The organism is Novosphingobium sp. (assembly GCF_025351285.1).
Lineage (GTDB): Bacteria > Pseudomonadota > Alphaproteobacteria > Sphingomonadales > Sphingomonadaceae > Novosphingobium.
In genome coordinates, this window is the sequence record NZ_JANXWG010000048.1 from 62,599 (window position 1) to 80,720 (window position 18,122).

Consider the following 18,122-nt stretch of genomic DNA (forward strand, 5'->3'; position numbering starts at 1 on the left):
ATCCGAAGATTCGGGTTTGAACTGGAGGCTGACATGAAGAAAATCATTCTCGCAATTGCCACCCTGGCGGCTGGAGCGGCGGCTGCTTCGCCCGCCACGGCGCAGGACTGGCGCGGGCAAGGCTACAACGGATATGGCGATCGCTATCGAAACGGCGCTGGCCAAGTCTGCAATGGCGATCGCGCGCACCAGCTAGAGGCACAGATCCGCCAGGAGGAACGCGAAGGCGACATCGACCGCGGCACCGCGCGCTATCTTCACCGCATGGTCGATCAGGCCGAAAGCCAGCAACGCCGCGCCTGCCGCTATGGCGACGGCTACCAGATCCGCGACCTTGCACAGCGCTTTGACTGGATCGGCCGCCAGCTCCGACACGAAGAACGCCAAGGGCGCCGCTGGAACGGCGGTTACGGGTACTGATCGAGGCCCGGCTTGCGAGCGCTGTGGTGGCGGGCGGGGCTGTCGCGCTCTGCCCGCCTCCTTCGTATCAGGCCGAAACGGCCGCGCAGGTCCGTTCCGCGCGCATCGGTTCCTGGCCCTGCATCGCGGTAAGGCCCAGCCTTGCGAACAAGGCGGCATCGGCGTCGTCGCCAGCATTGGCGGCGGTCAGCAACCGGTCCCCGGTGAAGATGGAATTGGCGCCGGCCATGAAGCACAGCGCCTGCGTCGCGTCGCTCATCGATTCGCGCCCGGCGGACAGTCGCACCATGCTCATGGGCATCGTGAGCCGCGCGACGGCAACAGTGCGGACAAACTCGATGTCGTCGATCTTGGCCAGCGGTGTATCGGCCAGCATGTCGCCCAGCACTGTGCCCTTGATCGGCACGAGTGCGTTGATCGGCACCGATTCGGGATGGCTCGGCAGCGTGGCCAGCGCATGGATGAAGCCCACCCGGTCGCTCCGCGCCTCGCCCATGCCGACGATCCCGCCCGAACAGACGTTGATGCCTGCCGTCCGCACGTGGTCGAGCGTTTCCAGCCGTTCTTCGAAGGTGCGCGTGGTGATGATTTCGGCATAGCGTTCGGGTGACGTGTCGATGTTGTGGTTGTAATAATCGAGACCCGCATCGGCGAGCATCCCGGACTGTTTGGGAGTGAGCATGCCCAGCGTCATGCAGGTTTCAAGTCCCATCGCGCGCACGCCCTTCACGATCTCGACGATCGCGGGCATGTCTCGGTCCTTGGGATTGCGCCATGCAGCCCCCATGCAGAACCGCTGCGATCCCGCATCGCGCGCCTGCGCGGCGGACTGCAACACCGCGCGCACATCCATCAGCTTGGTCGCTGCAACGCCCGCATTGGCCGACGTCGATTGCGCACAATAGCCGCAATCCTCGGGGCAACCGCCGGTCTTGATCGAAAGCAGCGTGCAAAGCTGCACCTGGTCCGCCGCATGATGTGCGCGATGCACTTCGGCCGCGCGGAACACCAGTTCGGTAAACGGCAGGTCGAACAGCGCGGCAATCTCGGCGCGGGTCCAGTCGGTGCGGGTCACGGATAATCCTCTCAACGCATTTGGGGCGCCCAGCGGCCCGATAGTTGAAGTTTCGGCACGGAAAGGCGATGCCCAGGCAACCCGATCAGTGCAAAGTTGTCAGCCTGCCATCATTCAAAAGAATCCTGGCCGTCAATCCGCAACGTTTTCAAGGAACCAGCGGTATGTCGTTGCCAAGCCGTCACGCAGCGAAATCTTCGGCTCCCAGCCTCGCGCGCGCAGCTTGTCGGCGGACATCAACTTGCGAAACATGCCGTCAGGCTTGGCAAGATCGTGGCGCAGTTCGCCTTTGAGGCCGACCACTTCCATCACCAGCCGCGCCGTTTCGGCAATCGACAGGTCGCTGCCGCTGCCGATGTTGATGTGCTCGAAATCCTCGTAGTTCTTGAGCACGAACACCGTTGCATCGGCCATGTCGTCGACATGCAGGAATTCACGCAACGGTTTGCCCGTTCCCCAGATTTCCATGCCGTCCTCGCCCGCGATCTTGGCGCGATGGGCCTTGCGGATCAACGCCGGGATGACATGCGAACTGGCCAGATCGAAGTTGTCATGCGGCCCATAGAGATTGGTCGGCATCGCCGAAACGAACCGGCGACCATATTGCTGCATGTAAGCCTGGCACAGCCGGATACCAGCGATCTTGGCGATGGCGTACCATTCGTTGGTCGGTTCGAGCGGCCCGGTGAGCAACGACGATTCCTCGATCGGCTGCACCGATTGCCTGGGGTAGATGCACGACGAACCCAGAAACAACAGCTTTTGCACATCGATATCGTGCGCGGTCGTGATGATGTTGTTCTGGATCGCCAGGTTGCTGTACATGAAATCGACCGGATAATTCATGTTGGCCAGGATGCCGCCGACTTTGGCTGCAGCGATGATCACCATGTCGGGCTTGTTCGCGTGCATCCAGCGGCGCACCTGATCCTGTTCGGCAAGGTCACATTCCTGCCGATCGACGGTCAGGATCGTGCAGCCCTCCTGGCTTAGCCGACGGACCAGTGCCGATCCCACCATGCCGCGGTGCCCGGCCACCCAGATGCGTTTTCCATCAAGCACATTCTATCCCCTGTCACGTGCGGCCGGCCTGCGCAACGCGGCCCGGTCTTCCGCCTGGCCGGTCGCTTGCAACGGCAAGCAGTAGAAGATCATGGAATCGTATTGGCGATGCCGATGACCGAGAAAACCGTTGAACTGACCACGCCGAGAAACTTCTGGAAGTCTGCGATCGGCGCGTTCGAGACGTAGAGCACGTCCTTGTTGCGGATCGGAAAGGTCTGCGCAACGAACAGGGTTGCAGGATCGCGAAGGTCGATCCGGTAGATTACAGGTATTTTCCCGTCGGGCGTGGTTCGGGCACCTGTAACCAGCGCCGGGTCCATGACTGCAGGGTTTTCGAACCGGAAGATGAACACGCCGCGCAGATTGGACCGGTTGTCATCGAGCCCACCGATCCGGCCGAGCGCCTGCGACAGGGTTAACCCGACACCTTCAAAGGGCACTTCGGCGTTGCGCCCGACCGCGCCGAGCGCGGTGAAGCTGAAGGGCTGGTAAAGCACCGTAACAACGTCGTCGGCGCTCAGCCTGATGTTCTGGCGCGGATCGCGGATGACAGCAGACAGCGGCATTGCCGCCACTTGCGCGCCGCGGGTGATCTGGATCGTGGACTTGTCCGCCGGTTGGCGCGTTCCTCCGGCTCCGGCGATCGCATCGAGCAAGCGCTCTCCCTTGGCCGTCAGTCGCAGGCGATTGCTTTGATTCACGTCGCCGACCACCACGACATTGGACGTGGCATTGTCGATCCGGCGCACGAATACCTGGGGGTCGTGGGCCTTGCCCGCCAGCCGACGCTCGATATCCCGCGCTATATCACGGGTCGAGCGGCCCGCTGCCGCGATCGTGCCGGCAAACGGCACCGTGATGGTGCCCTCATCGCCCACGGTCTGTTCGGGCAGCGCCGAACCACGGGCGATCGAGGTCGCTGGACCGGCGATCGCCGTCCCGAGCGACGAGGAACCGGTGGTGGAATTGCCGAAGAGAACGGCGGGAGGCGCTTCCCACACCTGGACATCCAGCGTGTCGCCGCGCCCCACGACCATGCGCATAGCGCTGCCTTCGCCGAACACGGACGAGAATCGTTCGGATTCGGTGCTGGTTGCCAGTCGCTGCGCAGTGTCGCTTGTCACATCGACGATGCGCACATCGGCACCCGCAACAGCGCGTTGTGGTGCGCGCCCGACGGCACGTGCGCTGGGCCCTGATCCGCCAACGAAGCTGCAGCTACCCAGGACTGCGCATACCATCAACATGGCCGCGCTGCCGACAAGGGTCAAACGAGGTGAAATCCGGCTGGTCACGTGATCCTTGCTGGCTGACTCATAGATCGGCGCTGTTTCGAGGTTGGCATTCGAGCCGCAGTACGGAATGGGCCTACATAGTTTGGGTAGCCTCATGCGCAAGCGCGCACTTTGCGAGCGGATCAATGGACCAGCTCCTGATAGGCATCGATGGTAGAAGAAATGCATGCTTCCCAAGTGTATCGTTGGGCTACGGCGGCTCCTGAGGCAATGGCACCGGTGCGACCAGACCCATCTTCGATCGCTTCGCAAAGGGCATCGGAAAACCGCGTGGCGTCCTCGACATCCACCACGCGCGCGCCACCCGCAGTGACTTCGGCCACGCATGTGTCAGGCGCCACGATCGTCGGCACCCCGGACGCCATCGCCTCCAGCGGTGGCAGTCCGAAGCCTTCATAGCGTGAGGGGTAAGCGAAAACCCGCGCGCCCGCATGGACCAGCGGCAGGTCCGGTTCGGGCACATACCCCAGGAAGATCAGCCAGCCTTCGGCACGCGCCTGTTCGATCCGGGAAACGAGGTTGGTGTTCTGCCAACCAGGCGCACCGGCCAGCGCCAGAGGGAAACGGGATCGCACAGCGGCCGGCAAGGCTTGCCATGCATCGAGCAGGCAATCGATCCGCTTGCGAGGTTCGAGCGTGGATACGCACAGGCCATATCGCCCCGGCGTCAGCCCCAGCCGGGCGAGCGGTGCGGCCAGTTCGACAGCGCTGCGCGGCCGGTATTCGGGGCCGACGCCAAGCGGCACCGCGCGAACCTTGTGGGCCTCAAGACCGGCAAAGGCGATCAGTTCGCGCCGGTTCCATTCGCTGTCGGTCAGCAAAAGCGCGGCGCGCGCCAACGTGTCGGTAAAGTGCTTTTCGAAAGCGGCGATGCGCTCTGCCGGATGGGTTTCGGGATATAGAAACACCGACAAATCATGGATGGTGGCCACCCCGCGGCCTGGTTTCGCCCAGACCGGGAGAAAATAATTGGGTGCATGAACGATCGTCGGCGGACGGATGCGGCGGGCTATGTGCGCAATCACGCCACGCCCCGTGGCCCGCGGGCGGGTTGCCCTATCATCAAGCAAAGCGAGCGGATTTTCGAGCCATTGGCGTCCGCGAAAGAAGCGGACTTCGGCGAGACGGGGATCGAGCGGCAGCCGTTGCGTCAGTTCGCGGGAATAGCGACCGATGCCGGTCAACCGCGGGCCAAGCGCGTCGACCGAAAGCGCGACCCGCAATGGCTCAGGCATCAAGCATCCAGCGGATGGTCTGCTCAAGCGGCGGCATGCCCACAGGACCGATCATCGTTTCGAGCCGGGCGCGATTGCCAGCTAGCGAGCGCACTTCGGATTCGCGCACCAACGCTGGATTGACGCTGATTTCGAACCTGACGCCGGCCAGTGTCTCGACCAGCCCGACCACGTCGCGCAGCGAAAGCGGCACGCCCGAGCAGACGTTGAAAATGCCGCCTACCGCTTGCGGGGAATCGAGCAGGCGAGCGTAGCAATCGACCATGGTCCGCACGTCGGAAAAATCCCGCGCGACATCCAGATTGCCGAGTTCGAGGACATGCTTGCCATTGCGGACATGCTCGACCAGTTTCGGTATGAGGAAGCTGGGTGACTGGCCAACCCCGGTGTAGTTGAAAGGCCGGGCCACGATCGAGGGTACGCGCGGGGCGTAAATCCGCGCAAGGTGTTCCATGGCCAGCTTGCTGACAGCATAGTCGTTGGCGGGCAGCGCCGGGCAATCCTCGTCGAGGATGCCCTCGCGGGCATTGCCGTAGACATTTGCGCTACTGGCCAGCAGCACCCGTTCGATCGTATCGTGGCGTTCGGCCAGGGCCTGCAGCAAATTGCGCGAGGCGATCAGGTTGGAACGATAAATTGCGGCGATATCATCGTGCGCCACGAACGAGACGGCGGCGAGGTGGACAACGCGGTCGGGCCGGGCTTCACCCAGCACTGCCCGCGTTGCAACAAGATCCTCAAGGTCCAGTTCATGGCACTCTGCCAGGTCCGCAGTGGCGCCCGCCCCGGCATCGCGCCCGACACCGATCACGACATGGCCGCGCGCAGACAGCGCGGCAGCCATGTATCGGCCGGTGAATCCACCAATGCCGGTTACCAGCACACGGGCCATCGTTAGTCCTCTCTTGCGCGCGTGGCCTGCGGGCGAAGGGTCAGAAAGAGAAGCCGGCCGTGTTCCGCCGAAGGTCGGCTTCGACCATCATGCGGCATAGTTCTTCCAGCGTGGTCTTAGGTTCCCAGCCGAGTTCGGCTTTGGCCTTGGCGGCATTGCCGATCAGAAGATCGACTTCGGCGGGCCGATGAAAGCGCGGATTGATCCGCATCACGGTCTTGCCGGTGGCGGTATCGATCGCGATCTCGTTCGCTTCCTTGCCCTGGAACACAATATCGTAACCGGCGGCCTTGAAGGCCATCGCGACGAAATCGCGCACCGATTCGGTGCGGTTCGTGGCCAGCACATACGTATCGGGATGATCGGTCTGGAGCATGCGCCACATGCCGTCGACGTACTCCCGGGCATAACCCCAGTCGCGTTTGGCGTCGAGGTTGCCCAGTTCGATGCAATCGAGCTTGCCGAGCTTTATCTTGGCGACGGAATCGGTGATTTTGCGGGTCACGAATTCGCGCCCGCGCAGGGGGCTTTCGTGATTGAACAGAATTCCGCTTGCACCGAAAATTCCGTAGCTTTCGCGATAGTTGACAGTGATCCAGTGCGCATAGAGCTTGGCAACGCCGTAAGGGCTGCGCGGCCAGAAAGGGGTTTCTTCGACTTGGGGAATGGCCTGAACCTTGCCGAACATCTCCGAAGTGCTGGCCTGGTAAAAACGGATGCCGGAATCCACGACGCGGATCGCTTCCAGCATGTTGAGCGCGCCGATGCCGGTGATCTGCGCTGTTGTCGCGGGCTGGTCGAACGACACCCCGACAAAGCTTTGCGCAGCCAGGTTGTAGACTTCGCGCGCTTCGGATTGCTTCAGCAAGCGGATCGACGACGACAAGTCGGTAAGGTCGTATTCCAGCAAGTGCAGGTTTGGGTGGCGATCGATCCCCAATTCTTCGATGCGCCAGAAATTGACAGAGCTCGTTCGGCGATAAGTACCGAAAACCTGATAGCCCTTTTCCAGCAGCAACTCGGCCAGATAGGCTCCGTCCTGACCCGAAATACCCGTAATGACGGCGGATTTCATTACTGTTTCACAACCTCTCAGTTTTCGACCATGCAATCAAACAACTGGCGCGCGCTTTTGTGCCAGGTCTGCCAGCTCAGCGATTCGATATCGGGCAAGTCACCTCGGGCACGCCGATCGAGCCACTCCCGCACCGCAGCCGCGATGACCTCGGGGTCCTTCTTGTCCGCAAAATAGAATGCGGCCTTGCCGGCAACCTCGCGAAATACAGGAATGTCGCGTGCGATCAACGGAATCTTCTTCTGGGCCGCTTCGATCAGCGGCAAGCCGAACCCTTCGCCTTCCGAAGCGGCCAGCAACACGCTGGATGCCGTATAAGTCGCATCGAGGTATTCATCGCTGACACCTTCGAGCCAGAACAATCGCTTATGCAGTTCGGGATGATTGCGGATTTTGCGGGCAAGGTCTTCCATGGCCCAGCCTTGCTTGCCTACCAACACCAGGTTTACGTTTGACCCGGATTGCCACAACGCATCGAACGCGGCGAGCGCCTGGCCATATCCCTTGCGTGGTTCGATCGTCCCGACCATCAATATGGTTGGCCTGAGGCGCAGTGTTTCGAACACCGCGCCGGCGTCGGCTGGCAGGCCTGTGGTTGGTGCCGATCCATCAAGATCACCACCCAGATGGAACCAGAGCGATCGAAAATCGGGGTTCATGCGTGCGTCATGTTCATCCAGCCACGCGTCGAGATCGTCGGCAACCGCTTGCGAGATGCAAATTGCGCCATCCATGGCCGCGAGCGCACGTACCCAGCGGCCATGCAGATCTTCCAGCCCTTCAGGAAAGAAGTTCGGGAAGCGCAGCGGCAAAAGGTCATAGACCACGGTGAACACGCGGACGCCGTGCTTGCGCCAATCCTGGAGCATCGCGGCTTGCGACAAGAGCGCGCCATGGTGCAGATCGAGCGCGCAGAACACATCCCCGTTCCACACTTCGACCGGGTCATCGGAATGCCACGGTTGTTCGAGCCCAAGAAAGCCATCCACGTAACTGCGCGCATAGAAATAGCCGTTCGACGCCGGATCAAATCGTACAGGTTCGACCAGCCAGCCGTCGGGCGGATCGCGCAAGAGTTGCAACATGACCGATCGGGTCACGCGCTGGATGCCGGTACGCGCGTCGCGTTGCGCCAATTCGGAGATATCAAGCAGCAGTTGGCGGCGTTGGTCGGGCCTGAAGGTTTTGGCGATGTGCCGGCCCATGACTTCGGTCGACAGCATCTGGAGATCGGGGCTGGACCGGATGCGTTCGATCAGGCCGGCAACCGGATCGAGGTGCGACCAGCGCGGCGCGGGCATTTCCACTATCGCCTGCTCAAGAAACGCATGCGCCTTTTCGGCGGTTGCCGCCCATGAAAATTTGGCCAGTTGCCCGGCTGCGCGTGCTTCAAGCGATTGGCGAAAGGCTTCGTCGTCAAGAATCCGGCCGATAGCGCGCGTCATGTCGTCAGGATCGAGTGGGTCGAACTGGGCTTCGTCATCGCCGATCACTTCGGGCATGCTCGATCGGTTGGAACAGATCACGGCCTTGCCGAACGCCATGGCCTCCAGGATCGGCAATCCGAACCCCTCATGCAGACTGGCAAAGATCGTTGCCTTGGCCTCCCGATAAAGCGACGCCAGTTCCGTTTCGGTGAGCGGTCCGGTGATCAGAACTGCGCCGTCGGCCAGTTCCAGGTCGCGCGCATGGTTGTACAATTCTGCAGCCCGTTCCGGCTTGATGTCCCCCCCCAGCACAAGCTGGTGAACATCGCGTGTTTCTGGCGGGAGCTTGGAAAATGCCAAAACCAGGGCTTCGTGATTCTTGCGCAGATCCCCGGCGCTGACGTACAGCAGGTAGGGGCGATCGATGCCAAGCCGTTCCGGCAGCGGCGCAGCGGGGCCGGAGCCGAAGCTGGGATCGACCGAAGCGCCCACATTGGCCAGTCTGTTCCCAGGGAACTTGAGGATCGTGCGGGCTTCGTCCGCGCTGGATTGCGATATTGCCAACAGAAAATCGCAAGCGCGAACTTGTTCGAGCTTGCGCCGGTAGAATGCGCGACGTGCAGGATCGGACAAGTAAGTTTGGTTGAAGATCAACGGGATCAGATCGAAAAACACGGCCGAGACCAGATAATCACGCTGGCGCGGGATACGCGTTACGGCGTTGTCGCCCACTCCTTCGAGCATGCTGGTTACCACAAGCACGTCGGGTCGGGCTGCTGCGACGACGGCTTCCCACATTTCCGCGGCAAACAGGCGGCGGGTGCGGTTTTCCGGATCGATCGATGTGACCGGCGATTCCGCGCTCCACACCACGATCCAGTCCCGCGACACCAGGTCCCCCAGATCGGCCAAGGTGTTGGCAAGGGCGTCGGGCAACATCGCATTGACCAGAATCACGAATTCGCAATCGGGTCGTGCCTGGATGAACGCACGCACGAATGCCCGGCTGTAGCGCCCGATGCCACGCGACCGGCTTTCGCTCAACGCGCCCTGGTAATCGATCACGAACCGCATGGTTAAGCCCTGATGATGCTCAGGGGCGCAAGGCGCGAGCGATGCCCGTGCGCCATTCGCCGCCGTTTGCTGACAAACCGACCGAATTGTCCGACGGACTGGAGCGCGCATCGCTTGTCATGCTGTCGGCCGGGGCTGGTGCACTGCGCGAGGCGAACAAATCTGCGCCATCCTGCCTGGCGGATCGGCTGCCGGCGCGCACTGCCAGGACCTGCAGGTTCATTTCGTGGATGACGTGGTTGAGATGCAGAAATCCCTCGGTCATCCGGGTTGAAACGATGCCGAGTTCATTCTGGACCGATCGGATCGATCGCTCCAGCGTCGTTTCCCCGCGCTGGTGCGAAAACAACCGGATGAACCAGCCGATCAACGGGCGATTTGCCATGCGATGTCGCCGAAGGACACGGTCAAGACCGGCTATGCCAGGATCGTGCAGCGCCCCTTCGGATGAAAATCGCAGTTGGCCCAGGATCGTCAGCTTGTCCGCACCCGATCGCAGCCGGCTGACATAAAACGATTCGCCAGCAGCATCGGGCTGCCGCCCCAGGATCGTGACATAAGCGCAGCGAACAAAATCAAGGTCTGCCAGCGCGCACAGCGAGGCCAGCGAATCAGCCCGAAGGTACGGGTTGAGCGGAAGATCCTGGAACAACGACATCGTGGGGGTCCTATCTGACAATACGCGGGCTGTCGCAAGGGAGGCTGGCTCGACTTCGGCGGTAGTGGCGCCGCGCTGGTTTTCCGGGGGCGCGAATGTCGGTTGGTTGATCGGCCTTCGGTCAACGTGCCTGAACAATGACGCGATGCGATGCGGCCAGCGTTGCAACCGCGCCTCGATCAACGCCAGCGCGCCTGTCAGCTTTCCCAGTTGCGCAACGTGCTGCGCCAAATCGCGCCGCAAGGCAGTTTCGCTGGCCTGCAGAATGGCAATGCGGGCTTCGCGATCGATGATATGCTGTGTCTGGAGCCTGCACGCTTCGGCCAACTGACCCAATTGTGCTGCTTGATTGGCGGTAATCGTGGCTGCGTGACCCTCGCGGGTCCGCGCCAAATCCAGTTGCGTGGAAAGATCTGCTTCTCGGCGAACGCCTTGTTTGCGTAGCGCATCCGTTTGCGCCCGCGCTGCCCGGGCATCGGCGAGTTCGATCCGCTGGCGCGCAAGATCCCCGGCGAGCGTTGCCAAAGCCGTGTCCAGGCGCGTCGCTTGTTCGCGCGTGCTGGCGAGTTCACGCGCCAGTTGGGATTGTCTCAGCGACTGCTCGGCCAAGTGCGTTTCAGTCGCGCGCAAAGCCAGCCGGGTTCGGTCCAATTCAGCCCGTTGCTGGTCGAACTGCCCAAGGAGTGCCGCTACGGCATTGTCCTGAGCCGATCGGGTAGCCTCAGCGCCTGCGATGCGCCCGTCCTTTTCGGCCAGTGCCAGTCGCAAGCCTTCAGATTCTGCGGCAAGGCGCTCGGCCCTCAAGCCCAAACGTTCGGCTTCGGCTTCGATTGTCCGGAGTTTGCCTGCCGCTTCGGATGCCAGCAAGGCGGCCGACCAATGCCCGGCAGTGACGCAAAACGCGTCGAACACACCGGGCGTTTGCGCCAGCCGCGGACCGAGCGCGGCATGCGCGGCCGAAACAAAGAACCGGCTCAGTCCGTCAAAGGCAACTTCGCGATAGCCGCGCCGTTCAACTTCCTCGCGCCAGCCGTGGTCGGTTACGACTTGCGAATTGGGAGCGGTGCTTTCGATCACCAGAACCCACGGCCGGACCGGCGAATCGCCCCAACTGAGCAGGACGTCCGGCTCCATTCCCTCGACGTCGATCTTGAGCCAGTGGAGATCGTTGGACCCGAAGCGATCGAGCAATTCTTCCAGGCGGACCACGCGAACCCTGATCGCTTCAGTGGCGTGGCCGGCAAGCCGGTGCTGTCTGGCAATGGCCGCTACGCCGGTCGAAAGTCCGGTGTCGGCAATGGCATGAATGGTCATCGAGCCGGGCTTCGAGCCTACCGCGGCCTCGATCACGTCCTCATCCGGGCGATGTTGCCGCAGCAATCGAGCGAATTCCGGAACCGGTTCGACATGAACACCCCGCCAGCCGGCTTCGTAAAATGCCAGGCTTACGGATTCGTTGACCGGGTGTTGCGCTCCAATGTCCAGGTACCGACCATTGCGCACGCCCGCCAAAGCGCGCCACAAGCGCACATCCTCGAAGTTCTGCGCATGGGACAACAGCCCGCGGGGTGCTGGATCCGGTGCGGCCGATTGGCGTGACGGAGGTACACTGCGAGGCGGTTTTGCGGGAATGGCCGACGAACTCCGGGGCAAAATGGAAATGCTTCAACGATCTGAACGCCTGACCGCGAGGCGGGGCGGGTTGCCAGGCAGCCAGTAACGCCAACTGCCAGAGTAATGCCAGCTATCAGAATGCGACCCGGCGGTTCAAGGCAATGAGCCGCTCCACCGTCGCAGTGGCCTTGTTCACCTCGGTTGCCATGCCAAGGTCCAGGGCAAACGCCCTTCCGGCCGCACCGATACGTTTGGCCTGGTCCGTATTGGCGCGCAACCACGCCATCTGGGTCGTGAAGTTCGACAAGTCCGGCTTGACCGGAACGTAATGCAGATAGGGGATGAGCTGGGCATAGTACCACTGGTGAAAGCCACATTCGGAATCGACCTTGAGCACAGGCGATCCGGTCAGCAGCTTGAGAAAAAACGAGCTCCAGGTGTTGGTGTTGCCATCGATATCAACCTGATAGCGATAGCGCACGATTTCGTCCTGCGCGTCATATGGCCCAAGATAGCCCAGCATTTCGTAGCGCGCCTGCTTCTCAGCCGCATCGGCGTGCGGTTCGATGGCAGTGATTCTGGCGTCGACGATGTCGGGGCGATCGAGCGATATGCGGCAGATCTCGATCCGCGGCGCATCGGCCGGATTGCGGTATCGAAACGTGCCGGTATCGGTTCCTCGCCAATAGGCACGATCGATCCGCTCATCCCAGCCCGGCGCCTGGCCGAACGCTGCGCCTTGCGCGCGGTATCCATCGGAACTCATGAAATAGGGGTCCGGAACCAGGAAATCGGGCACGATCGAACTGAACGACAGCACCCGGCCCGCGTAACCTTCATCTCCCAGCGAGGCCGCAAGCGTGGCACCTTCGTCGCTTGCGGCAAAGGCCGGAAGCACGAATGGCAACATCGACAACACCCGCCCGCAATAAACTTCGCCCAGCCCCGACATCACGGTGCAGCGCAAGGCATCGGCGCGGAATTCGAATTCGGCCAGTTCGTTGGCAACGTGGACATGAACCGGCGGGCGGGAAAAGTGGATATCGAGCGGCAATACCTGCCCGTTCTTTCGGGTGAAGCTGGCCAGACCGCATAGCACTTCGCCCTGCGCTGCCGCCGCGTTCCATTGTTCACCCGGACCGGTCAAAGGGGGTTGCGCGTCGTCGATTTCAAAATTCATTTTCATTTTTTAAAACACGAATGTCAGCACGGGCTTGCTTCAATTCGCCTTCAAGATTTGTGATTCTCTCGCTCAGGCGACGCTCGATTGGAGGCACGGTGGAACGAGCAGTTCCAATCTCGGCGGAACGATATTTCTTACGAATTGAGCCAATGAAATACCCATTATGCCACGCGGAATCTTTCTGGATCGCCTTTACGGGGTGACTGCCATCTTGTGTGGTTCGGATTTCTACGTGTGAAATCAACTCACATTGGCTGTCTGTTATGGCATCAAATGTCCCGTTGCGGACGCTCTCCCAATTCCAATCATCCACAATTAAAATGAACGAGTCATCCAAAGAATCCTGTGCAATTTTCACACCATCATACTGATCTTGATATTCGTGCGGCCCATCGAAAAGATAGACGTTATATTTTCCAATTACGCCGTAATCAATTGATCGAAAATCATTCTCTATGAATAGAAAATTCGTCGATTCAGTGCGCGCGCGATCAGTGTTGCTCAAAAATGAATCTTTTGGACCACCGAATAAACTCCAGTCATCAACGCAAGTAAAAGTTGCTGCATTACCTGCCATAGCGGCGCATGCGGTTGACCCTGCCCATGACCCGATTTCTAAATATCGACAATCGGGAATATTCCCGACTAAATTATTTATAAATCTCCGGTAAAGTCGGCCCGACATTCCGGGTATATCAAGTACCCACTCGGGCAAATTTGAGTCAAGTGCTAGAGCACGATTCAACGCAGCGTCAATCTTCTCAGCATACGAACCTGGTTCTACCATGCCATATCGAACAATGGATGTCTCTTCGTTCACCAAACCAACTCCATTTTAACGTATAAATTACATTGCGATGATTTTATACATTCTTGATTTTTTTAGTTAAGATCGATCTCAATACGGACTACCGAAGTGTGGCGTTCCACTGTGGAACCCATTTCGGGTCGATGCTGTTCCGCTCGACCAACGCTCTTGGCTCTGATTACCAGGATGAACCGCTCAACAGACTACCATATTCGTGGTGGTGTCAATAGCTCCTAAGCTACCTACTAGGCCAACCCCATGACATTTACTGTGTGAAGTAGAAATGGTAGGCTTCATCGTTATCTTCAAAATTGTACAGTTTACCGTCTTTGATGACGGAAAGGCGTTTGCAATGGGCGCGAACGTAGCCGGCATCGTGCGAAACGATAACCATGGCATGACTGGCTCGCTTCTCGAACAACTCGATATGGCAGCGTTCGTGAAATCGCTGGTCACCCACGGCCATGATTTCGTCGATCAGGAAGCAATCGAAATTGATGACCATCGAAATTGCAAACGCAAGTCGCGACAGCATGCCCGAACTGTAAGTATTGACCGGTTCGCGAAAATAGCGCCCCAGCTCGGTAAAATCCTCGACGAATGCCATATGATCGCGCCAGTCTTCACCGTAGATGCGGCAGACAAAGCGCAGGTTGTCCAGCCCGGTCAGCGAACCCTGGAATCCGCCCGAAAAGGCCAGCGGCCATGACACCGACATCGAGCGGTCGATCGTCCCGCTATCGGGTTTCTCGGCACCGCTGATAAGGCGGACCATCGTGGACTTGCCCGCGCCGTTGCGGCCCAGGATGCCAACCCGCTCGCCGTATTCGATTCGGAAATCGATGTCCTTGAGGATCTGCACGCGGCCATGCGTGGTGGCATAGCCGCGCGATACTTTGGCCATGGAGATCATCCCGGCACGATCCGGCGTTCGATGATGCGTAGTTGGAACAGCCCGATCACGGTCAGCGCGGCCGCCCAGATCAATAAATAATCGATGTTGTAGATGCTCGTGACCTTTGACCCGAAATAGCCCTCGCGCAACATTTCGACGCCATGCACCATGGGCACGTAAAGCACCGCGTCGCGTCCTGCCGGAGGCAATGCCGAAATGAGGAATCCGGATCCCGAGACAGGGAAAATAATGTAGGATAAGGGATGCCAAATCTTTTCGACGATCTCCGAAAAGAAGGCCAGCGTGCCGATGAACAGCGCAAGCGATCCTCCCAGCCAAGCCAGGGCGAGCCACGCGCCGATCACTTCGAGTACATTCTCGGGCGGATCCATCAGGCCGAGCGACAGATACACCAGCGACAACAGCGTGAACGACATTGTCGCCCCGATCGCTTCAAGCAGGATTCGCGCCAGAAACAGGTCCATCGGACGCACCCGGCGATGAACGAGCAAGGCCCGGTTCGGTTCGATTGCGGCGACACAGCGGGCCGGCATGTTGCGCCACAGCAGCACGCTTGAATAACCGGTCAGCGCGAAAGCCACGATCGGCAGCGACGATCCGTGGTTGGCCCCCACCACGTACCACAAAGTCGTGACGCCCAGCGTGAACAGCATCGGTTCGACGAACAGCCACAGAAAGCCGATGTTGTGTCGGCCAAACCGGGTCAGGATCTCGCGCATCAGCAGTGCCCCGACCACCCGCCGCTGGATCAGCCAGCCCTGGGCAAGCAATCCGCGCCGGGCGCTGGGCTTTTCGGCAACTTTCAACCCAGGACTTGTCATTCTGCGTGCTCGCGAACCCCGGCGAGCAGCATCCGCAGGATGCCCCATGCCACCAGTCCCAATGCGAAAGTGGCCAGGATTCCACGCAGCCGTCGCGGCTCCAACGCTTCGTCGGGCCGGTTGGGCTGGACAATGCGTTCGACGTAAGCCTGCTTGCGGCGTGCCTCGGTCATGGCTTCATCGCGCGACGCCATTGCAGCGCCCAATTGCCGATCGGCAAACTGGCTTTCAAGCTGCAAGCGCTGGTAGCGTGCCGCTTTGCTGGAGAGCGAGCGGCGACTGCCGGCGACCTTGTCGAGTTCTTCGTCGATTTGGCCCGAAAGTTCCCGGATACGCACTTTCAGCACCGCGATCTGGGGGTTTTGCGGGGTATAGGCTTGCAGTTCGGCCAGTTGCGTATGCGTTGCTATCAAGCTGTCCTGAAGCTTCGAGATCATCTGGATCTGGACGGTCGCCTGCTTTTCGGGGTCGATAACGCCTTCCTGGTTGCGGAACTGCGAAAGTTCGAGTGCTGCGGCATTCGCCTTGCGCCGTGCTTCGTCGAGATAGCCGCTGGAAAATTCGATCAGGTCCTGCCTTGCGCGGGTGTTGAGCCGGTTGACCAGCCCTTCCGCCAGGCCGAGCAGCCCGACATTCATGCGATAGGCGTCATCGGAGGTGTAAGCGCGGACCGAAAGCGTCGTGATCGATGATGACGTATCGTAATCGATCGATACCCGATTGCGGTAGAAGCGGTAGAGACTTTCGAAACTGCCGCTTAGGCCAAGCGGGTTGAAGCGATCGAAAATCGATACCGTTGGCCGGGTATACGCCTTCTCGACGGCTCGGTCGCGATTGAGCTGCGTCAGCGCATCGCGCGAAGTCACGAAACTTTGTGCCGCAAAGATCTCGTCCCCGGCATTGCCGAACCCGGTCGACTTGAGCAGGAAGCTGAATGACGATGGAGCAGGCTTGTCGGGGGATCGCACGACAAAACGCGATTCCGAGATATAGACGTCGGACGCGAAAAACCCGAAATACAGCAACGCGCCCAGTGTGGGGATCACCACGCACAGCACAAACAGGCCGCCCAGTTGCTTGAAGCGCCCGACCAATTGAGAGGTCATAATCAAACTCGTCTAAGGCCACTGCGAAGGTGGCCTGGAATGGATCAAAGCTGCAAACGCTCTAGGTTAACCCGATCGGTAATGCAAAGGCTGCGGCTGGGTTCCAACCCGGCAGCAGGCCGATCACATCGCGATGCGCGCAAGCGCTGTGCGCAAATCCGCAGCACTGTCAGCCCACGATGACAAGCCAATCGCCAAGGCTGAACCCGCACCCCGCGGCAATTGCCCAAGCCAATCGGAAACCGCGGCAGCCAGTATGCCGGGGTCATCGCTCGCAAAGAATTGCGTCCACGGTGGTGCAACTTCTCGGAATACGGGCAGGTCGCGTGCCAGGATCGGCAGGGCATGGCGCGCTGCTTCGATCAGCGGCAAGCCAAAGCCCTCGCCGCGCGATGCGAACAGCAAGCCGGCTGCTTTGCGATACAGGCATTCGAGAAATTCGTCACTTGCATCATCGAACCAATGCAGCAGCAGACCCGATTGCGGGTGGTTGCGCAACTGGTCCTGCAGTGCGTCAGTCTTCCATCCCGGCCGGCCGACGATGATGAGCATCGGCAGCGACGCGGCAGGCAGGTGTTCGGTACAATTGCCTTGCGCCCACAACTCTTCGAACGCTGCCAGCGCCTGGTCGTATCCCTTGCGTGGCTCGACCGTGCCCACCATCAGGACAGCAGGATGATCTCCCATGCGTTCGATCAGAGTTTCAGCATTTACGGGCAAGCCCCGGCTGGGCCGGCTAGCCGGGATGTCGGCGCCCAGCCGGATCGTGTGAATGTCTGGCCTGTCCGCCCTTCCGCTAGCGGCAAGCACGCCAGCCAGGTCCGCTGCAACGTCCTGCGAAATGCACACCAGTCCATCGGCGTTCCTGGCAACGAACTGGAGCCAGCGCGCGTGATTGCTGGCGGCCCTTGAGCTGAACCATTCGGGATTGCGGGCGGGCAAAAGATCGTAAACCACAAACGCCAGCCTTGCACCGCGCTGCCTCCATCGCCGCAAATCACGACGCCGTGCAGGGATGATGTGGGCGCTATAATCAAGACCTGCGAACATGTCGCCCGGCCCAACCTGTGCGATCGGCAGCATGCGCCACAATCCGGCCGGCACGGCATCGGGCGGACCGGGCGGCAGCAAGCGATAAGACAAGCGCGGCGTCGCCACGACCGGGAGCACGACAAAGCCATCGGGCGGGCTTTCGACCAGCGCGCTGAGCATGGCGCGCACCACGCGCTGGATTCCGGTCCCGGCGTCTTCGCGTGCAAGCACCGAAACATCGAGAAGCAATCGCCGCGGCTGATGCCCCGCCGGCGCCGTGCTGCGGCGTTGCCGGAGATTCCAGGCGTTGCGCATCGTTTGCGCAAGCCACACAAAGCTCTTCAACGGTCGCGGCCATTCAGGCGCCCGCGTTGTGGATCGATCGAGGCCGGCATGATCCGCAAAGGCTGGAAATTTTTGGACTGC

General features: G+C 60.5%; 16 protein-coding genes and 1 pseudogene. 2 read left to right on the plus strand and 15 right to left on the minus strand.

Going from position 1 to position 18,122, the window contains the following annotated elements:
* The first annotated feature begins 33 nt into the window (after nucleotides 1-33).
* The gene (locus tag Q0R16_RS05740; protein WP_295633355.1) at nucleotides 34-420 is read left to right on the plus strand and encodes a hypothetical protein; all 387 of its coding nucleotides are present in this window, start codon (nucleotides 34-36) and stop codon (nucleotides 418-420) included.
* Between the two features lie 67 nt (nucleotides 421-487).
* Here Q0R16_RS05740 and bioB read toward each other — a convergent pair whose 3' ends face one another.
* The 8 genes from bioB to Q0R16_RS05780 all read right to left on the minus strand — a co-directional run bounded on the left by bioB (nucleotide 488) and on the right by Q0R16_RS05780 (nucleotide 10,216).
* The gene (gene bioB, locus Q0R16_RS05745; protein WP_295633357.1) at nucleotides 488-1,510 is read right to left on the minus strand and encodes a biotin synthase BioB; all 1,023 of its coding nucleotides are present in this window, start codon (nucleotides 1,508-1,510) and stop codon (nucleotides 488-490) included.
* A 117-nt stretch (nucleotides 1,511-1,627) separates the two neighbouring features.
* Nucleotides 1,628-2,557, minus strand: coding sequence for a GDP-L-fucose synthase (locus tag Q0R16_RS05750; protein ID WP_295633360.1), 930 nt, complete (start codon nucleotides 2,555-2,557; stop codon nucleotides 1,628-1,630).
* A gap of 89 nt (nucleotides 2,558-2,646) precedes the next feature.
* Nucleotides 2,647-3,684 (minus strand): polysaccharide biosynthesis/export family protein, encoded by a 1,038-nt coding sequence (locus tag Q0R16_RS05755; RefSeq protein WP_295633363.1) that lies wholly within the window; start codon nucleotides 3,682-3,684, stop codon nucleotides 2,647-2,649.
* Nucleotides 3,685-3,977: 293 nt separating this feature from the next.
* Complete coding sequence (locus Q0R16_RS05760; protein ID WP_295633366.1) at nucleotides 3,978-5,090, minus strand: glycosyltransferase family 1 protein; 1,113 nt, start codon at nucleotides 5,088-5,090, stop codon at nucleotides 3,978-3,980.
* On the minus strand, nucleotides 5,083-5,982 hold the full coding sequence (locus tag Q0R16_RS05765; protein WP_295633369.1) for an NAD-dependent epimerase/dehydratase family protein: 900 nt from the start codon (nucleotides 5,980-5,982) through the stop codon (nucleotides 5,083-5,085). Before Q0R16_RS05765 ends, Q0R16_RS05760 begins: the two co-directional genes overlap by 8 nt.
* A 40-nt stretch (nucleotides 5,983-6,022) precedes the next feature.
* Entirely contained in the window at nucleotides 6,023-7,057 is a 1,035-nt protein-coding gene (gmd, locus tag Q0R16_RS05770) for a GDP-mannose 4,6-dehydratase (RefSeq protein ID WP_295633372.1), read from the minus strand.
* 17 nt (nucleotides 7,058-7,074) lie between these two features.
* Nucleotides 7,075-9,558 (minus strand): glycosyltransferase family 1 protein, encoded by a 2,484-nt coding sequence (locus Q0R16_RS05775; RefSeq protein ID WP_295633375.1) that lies wholly within the window; start codon nucleotides 9,556-9,558, stop codon nucleotides 7,075-7,077.
* Between the two features lie 19 nt (nucleotides 9,559-9,577).
* A complete protein-coding gene (locus Q0R16_RS05780; RefSeq protein ID WP_295633378.1) occupies nucleotides 9,578-10,216 on the minus strand; it encodes a DUF4214 domain-containing protein in 639 nt (212 codons plus the stop codon).
* 150 nt (nucleotides 10,217-10,366) lie between these two features.
* On the opposite strand from Q0R16_RS05780, the gene Q0R16_RS05785 reads away from it, so the two are divergent.
* Nucleotides 10,367-10,660 (plus strand): hypothetical protein, encoded by a 294-nt coding sequence (locus Q0R16_RS05785; RefSeq protein ID WP_295633381.1) that lies wholly within the window; start codon nucleotides 10,367-10,369, stop codon nucleotides 10,658-10,660.
* Nucleotides 10,661-11,272: 612 nt separating this feature from the next.
* Here the strand turns inward: Q0R16_RS05785 and Q0R16_RS19550 are convergent.
* The 7 genes and pseudogenes from Q0R16_RS19550 to Q0R16_RS05820 form a co-directional block, all read right to left on the minus strand.
* A pseudogene (locus Q0R16_RS19550) lies at nucleotides 11,273-11,746 on the minus strand (FkbM family methyltransferase); the annotation flags it as partial.
* A gap of 217 nt (nucleotides 11,747-11,963) precedes the next feature.
* Nucleotides 11,964-13,016: a glycosyl transferase family 90 gene (locus Q0R16_RS05795; protein ID WP_295633396.1), complete on the minus strand. Its 1,053-nt coding sequence runs from the start codon at nucleotides 13,014-13,016 to the stop codon at nucleotides 11,964-11,966.
* Nucleotides 13,000-13,833, minus strand: a complete 834-nt coding sequence (locus Q0R16_RS05800) for a class I SAM-dependent methyltransferase (RefSeq protein ID WP_295633399.1) — start codon at nucleotides 13,831-13,833, stop codon at nucleotides 13,000-13,002. The genes Q0R16_RS05795 and Q0R16_RS05800 overlap by 17 nt, the downstream gene beginning before the upstream one ends.
* Before the next feature lie 253 nt (nucleotides 13,834-14,086).
* Nucleotides 14,087-14,683: an ABC transporter ATP-binding protein gene (locus Q0R16_RS05805; RefSeq protein WP_366857200.1), complete on the minus strand. Its 597-nt coding sequence runs from the start codon at nucleotides 14,681-14,683 to the stop codon at nucleotides 14,087-14,089.
* A gap of 47 nt (nucleotides 14,684-14,730) precedes the next feature.
* Nucleotides 14,731-15,558, minus strand: a complete 828-nt coding sequence (locus Q0R16_RS05810; protein WP_295633405.1) for an ABC transporter permease — start codon at nucleotides 15,556-15,558, stop codon at nucleotides 14,731-14,733.
* Nucleotides 15,555-16,664 (minus strand): hypothetical protein, encoded by a 1,110-nt coding sequence (locus Q0R16_RS05815; protein ID WP_295633409.1) that lies wholly within the window; start codon nucleotides 16,662-16,664, stop codon nucleotides 15,555-15,557. Before Q0R16_RS05815 ends, Q0R16_RS05810 begins: the two co-directional genes overlap by 4 nt.
* Nucleotides 16,665-16,787: 123 nt before the next feature.
* On the minus strand, nucleotides 16,788-17,927 hold the full coding sequence (locus Q0R16_RS05820) for a glycosyltransferase family 1 protein (protein WP_295633412.1): 1,140 nt from the start codon (nucleotides 17,925-17,927) through the stop codon (nucleotides 16,788-16,790).
* Between the last annotated feature and the right edge of the window lie 195 nt (nucleotides 17,928-18,122).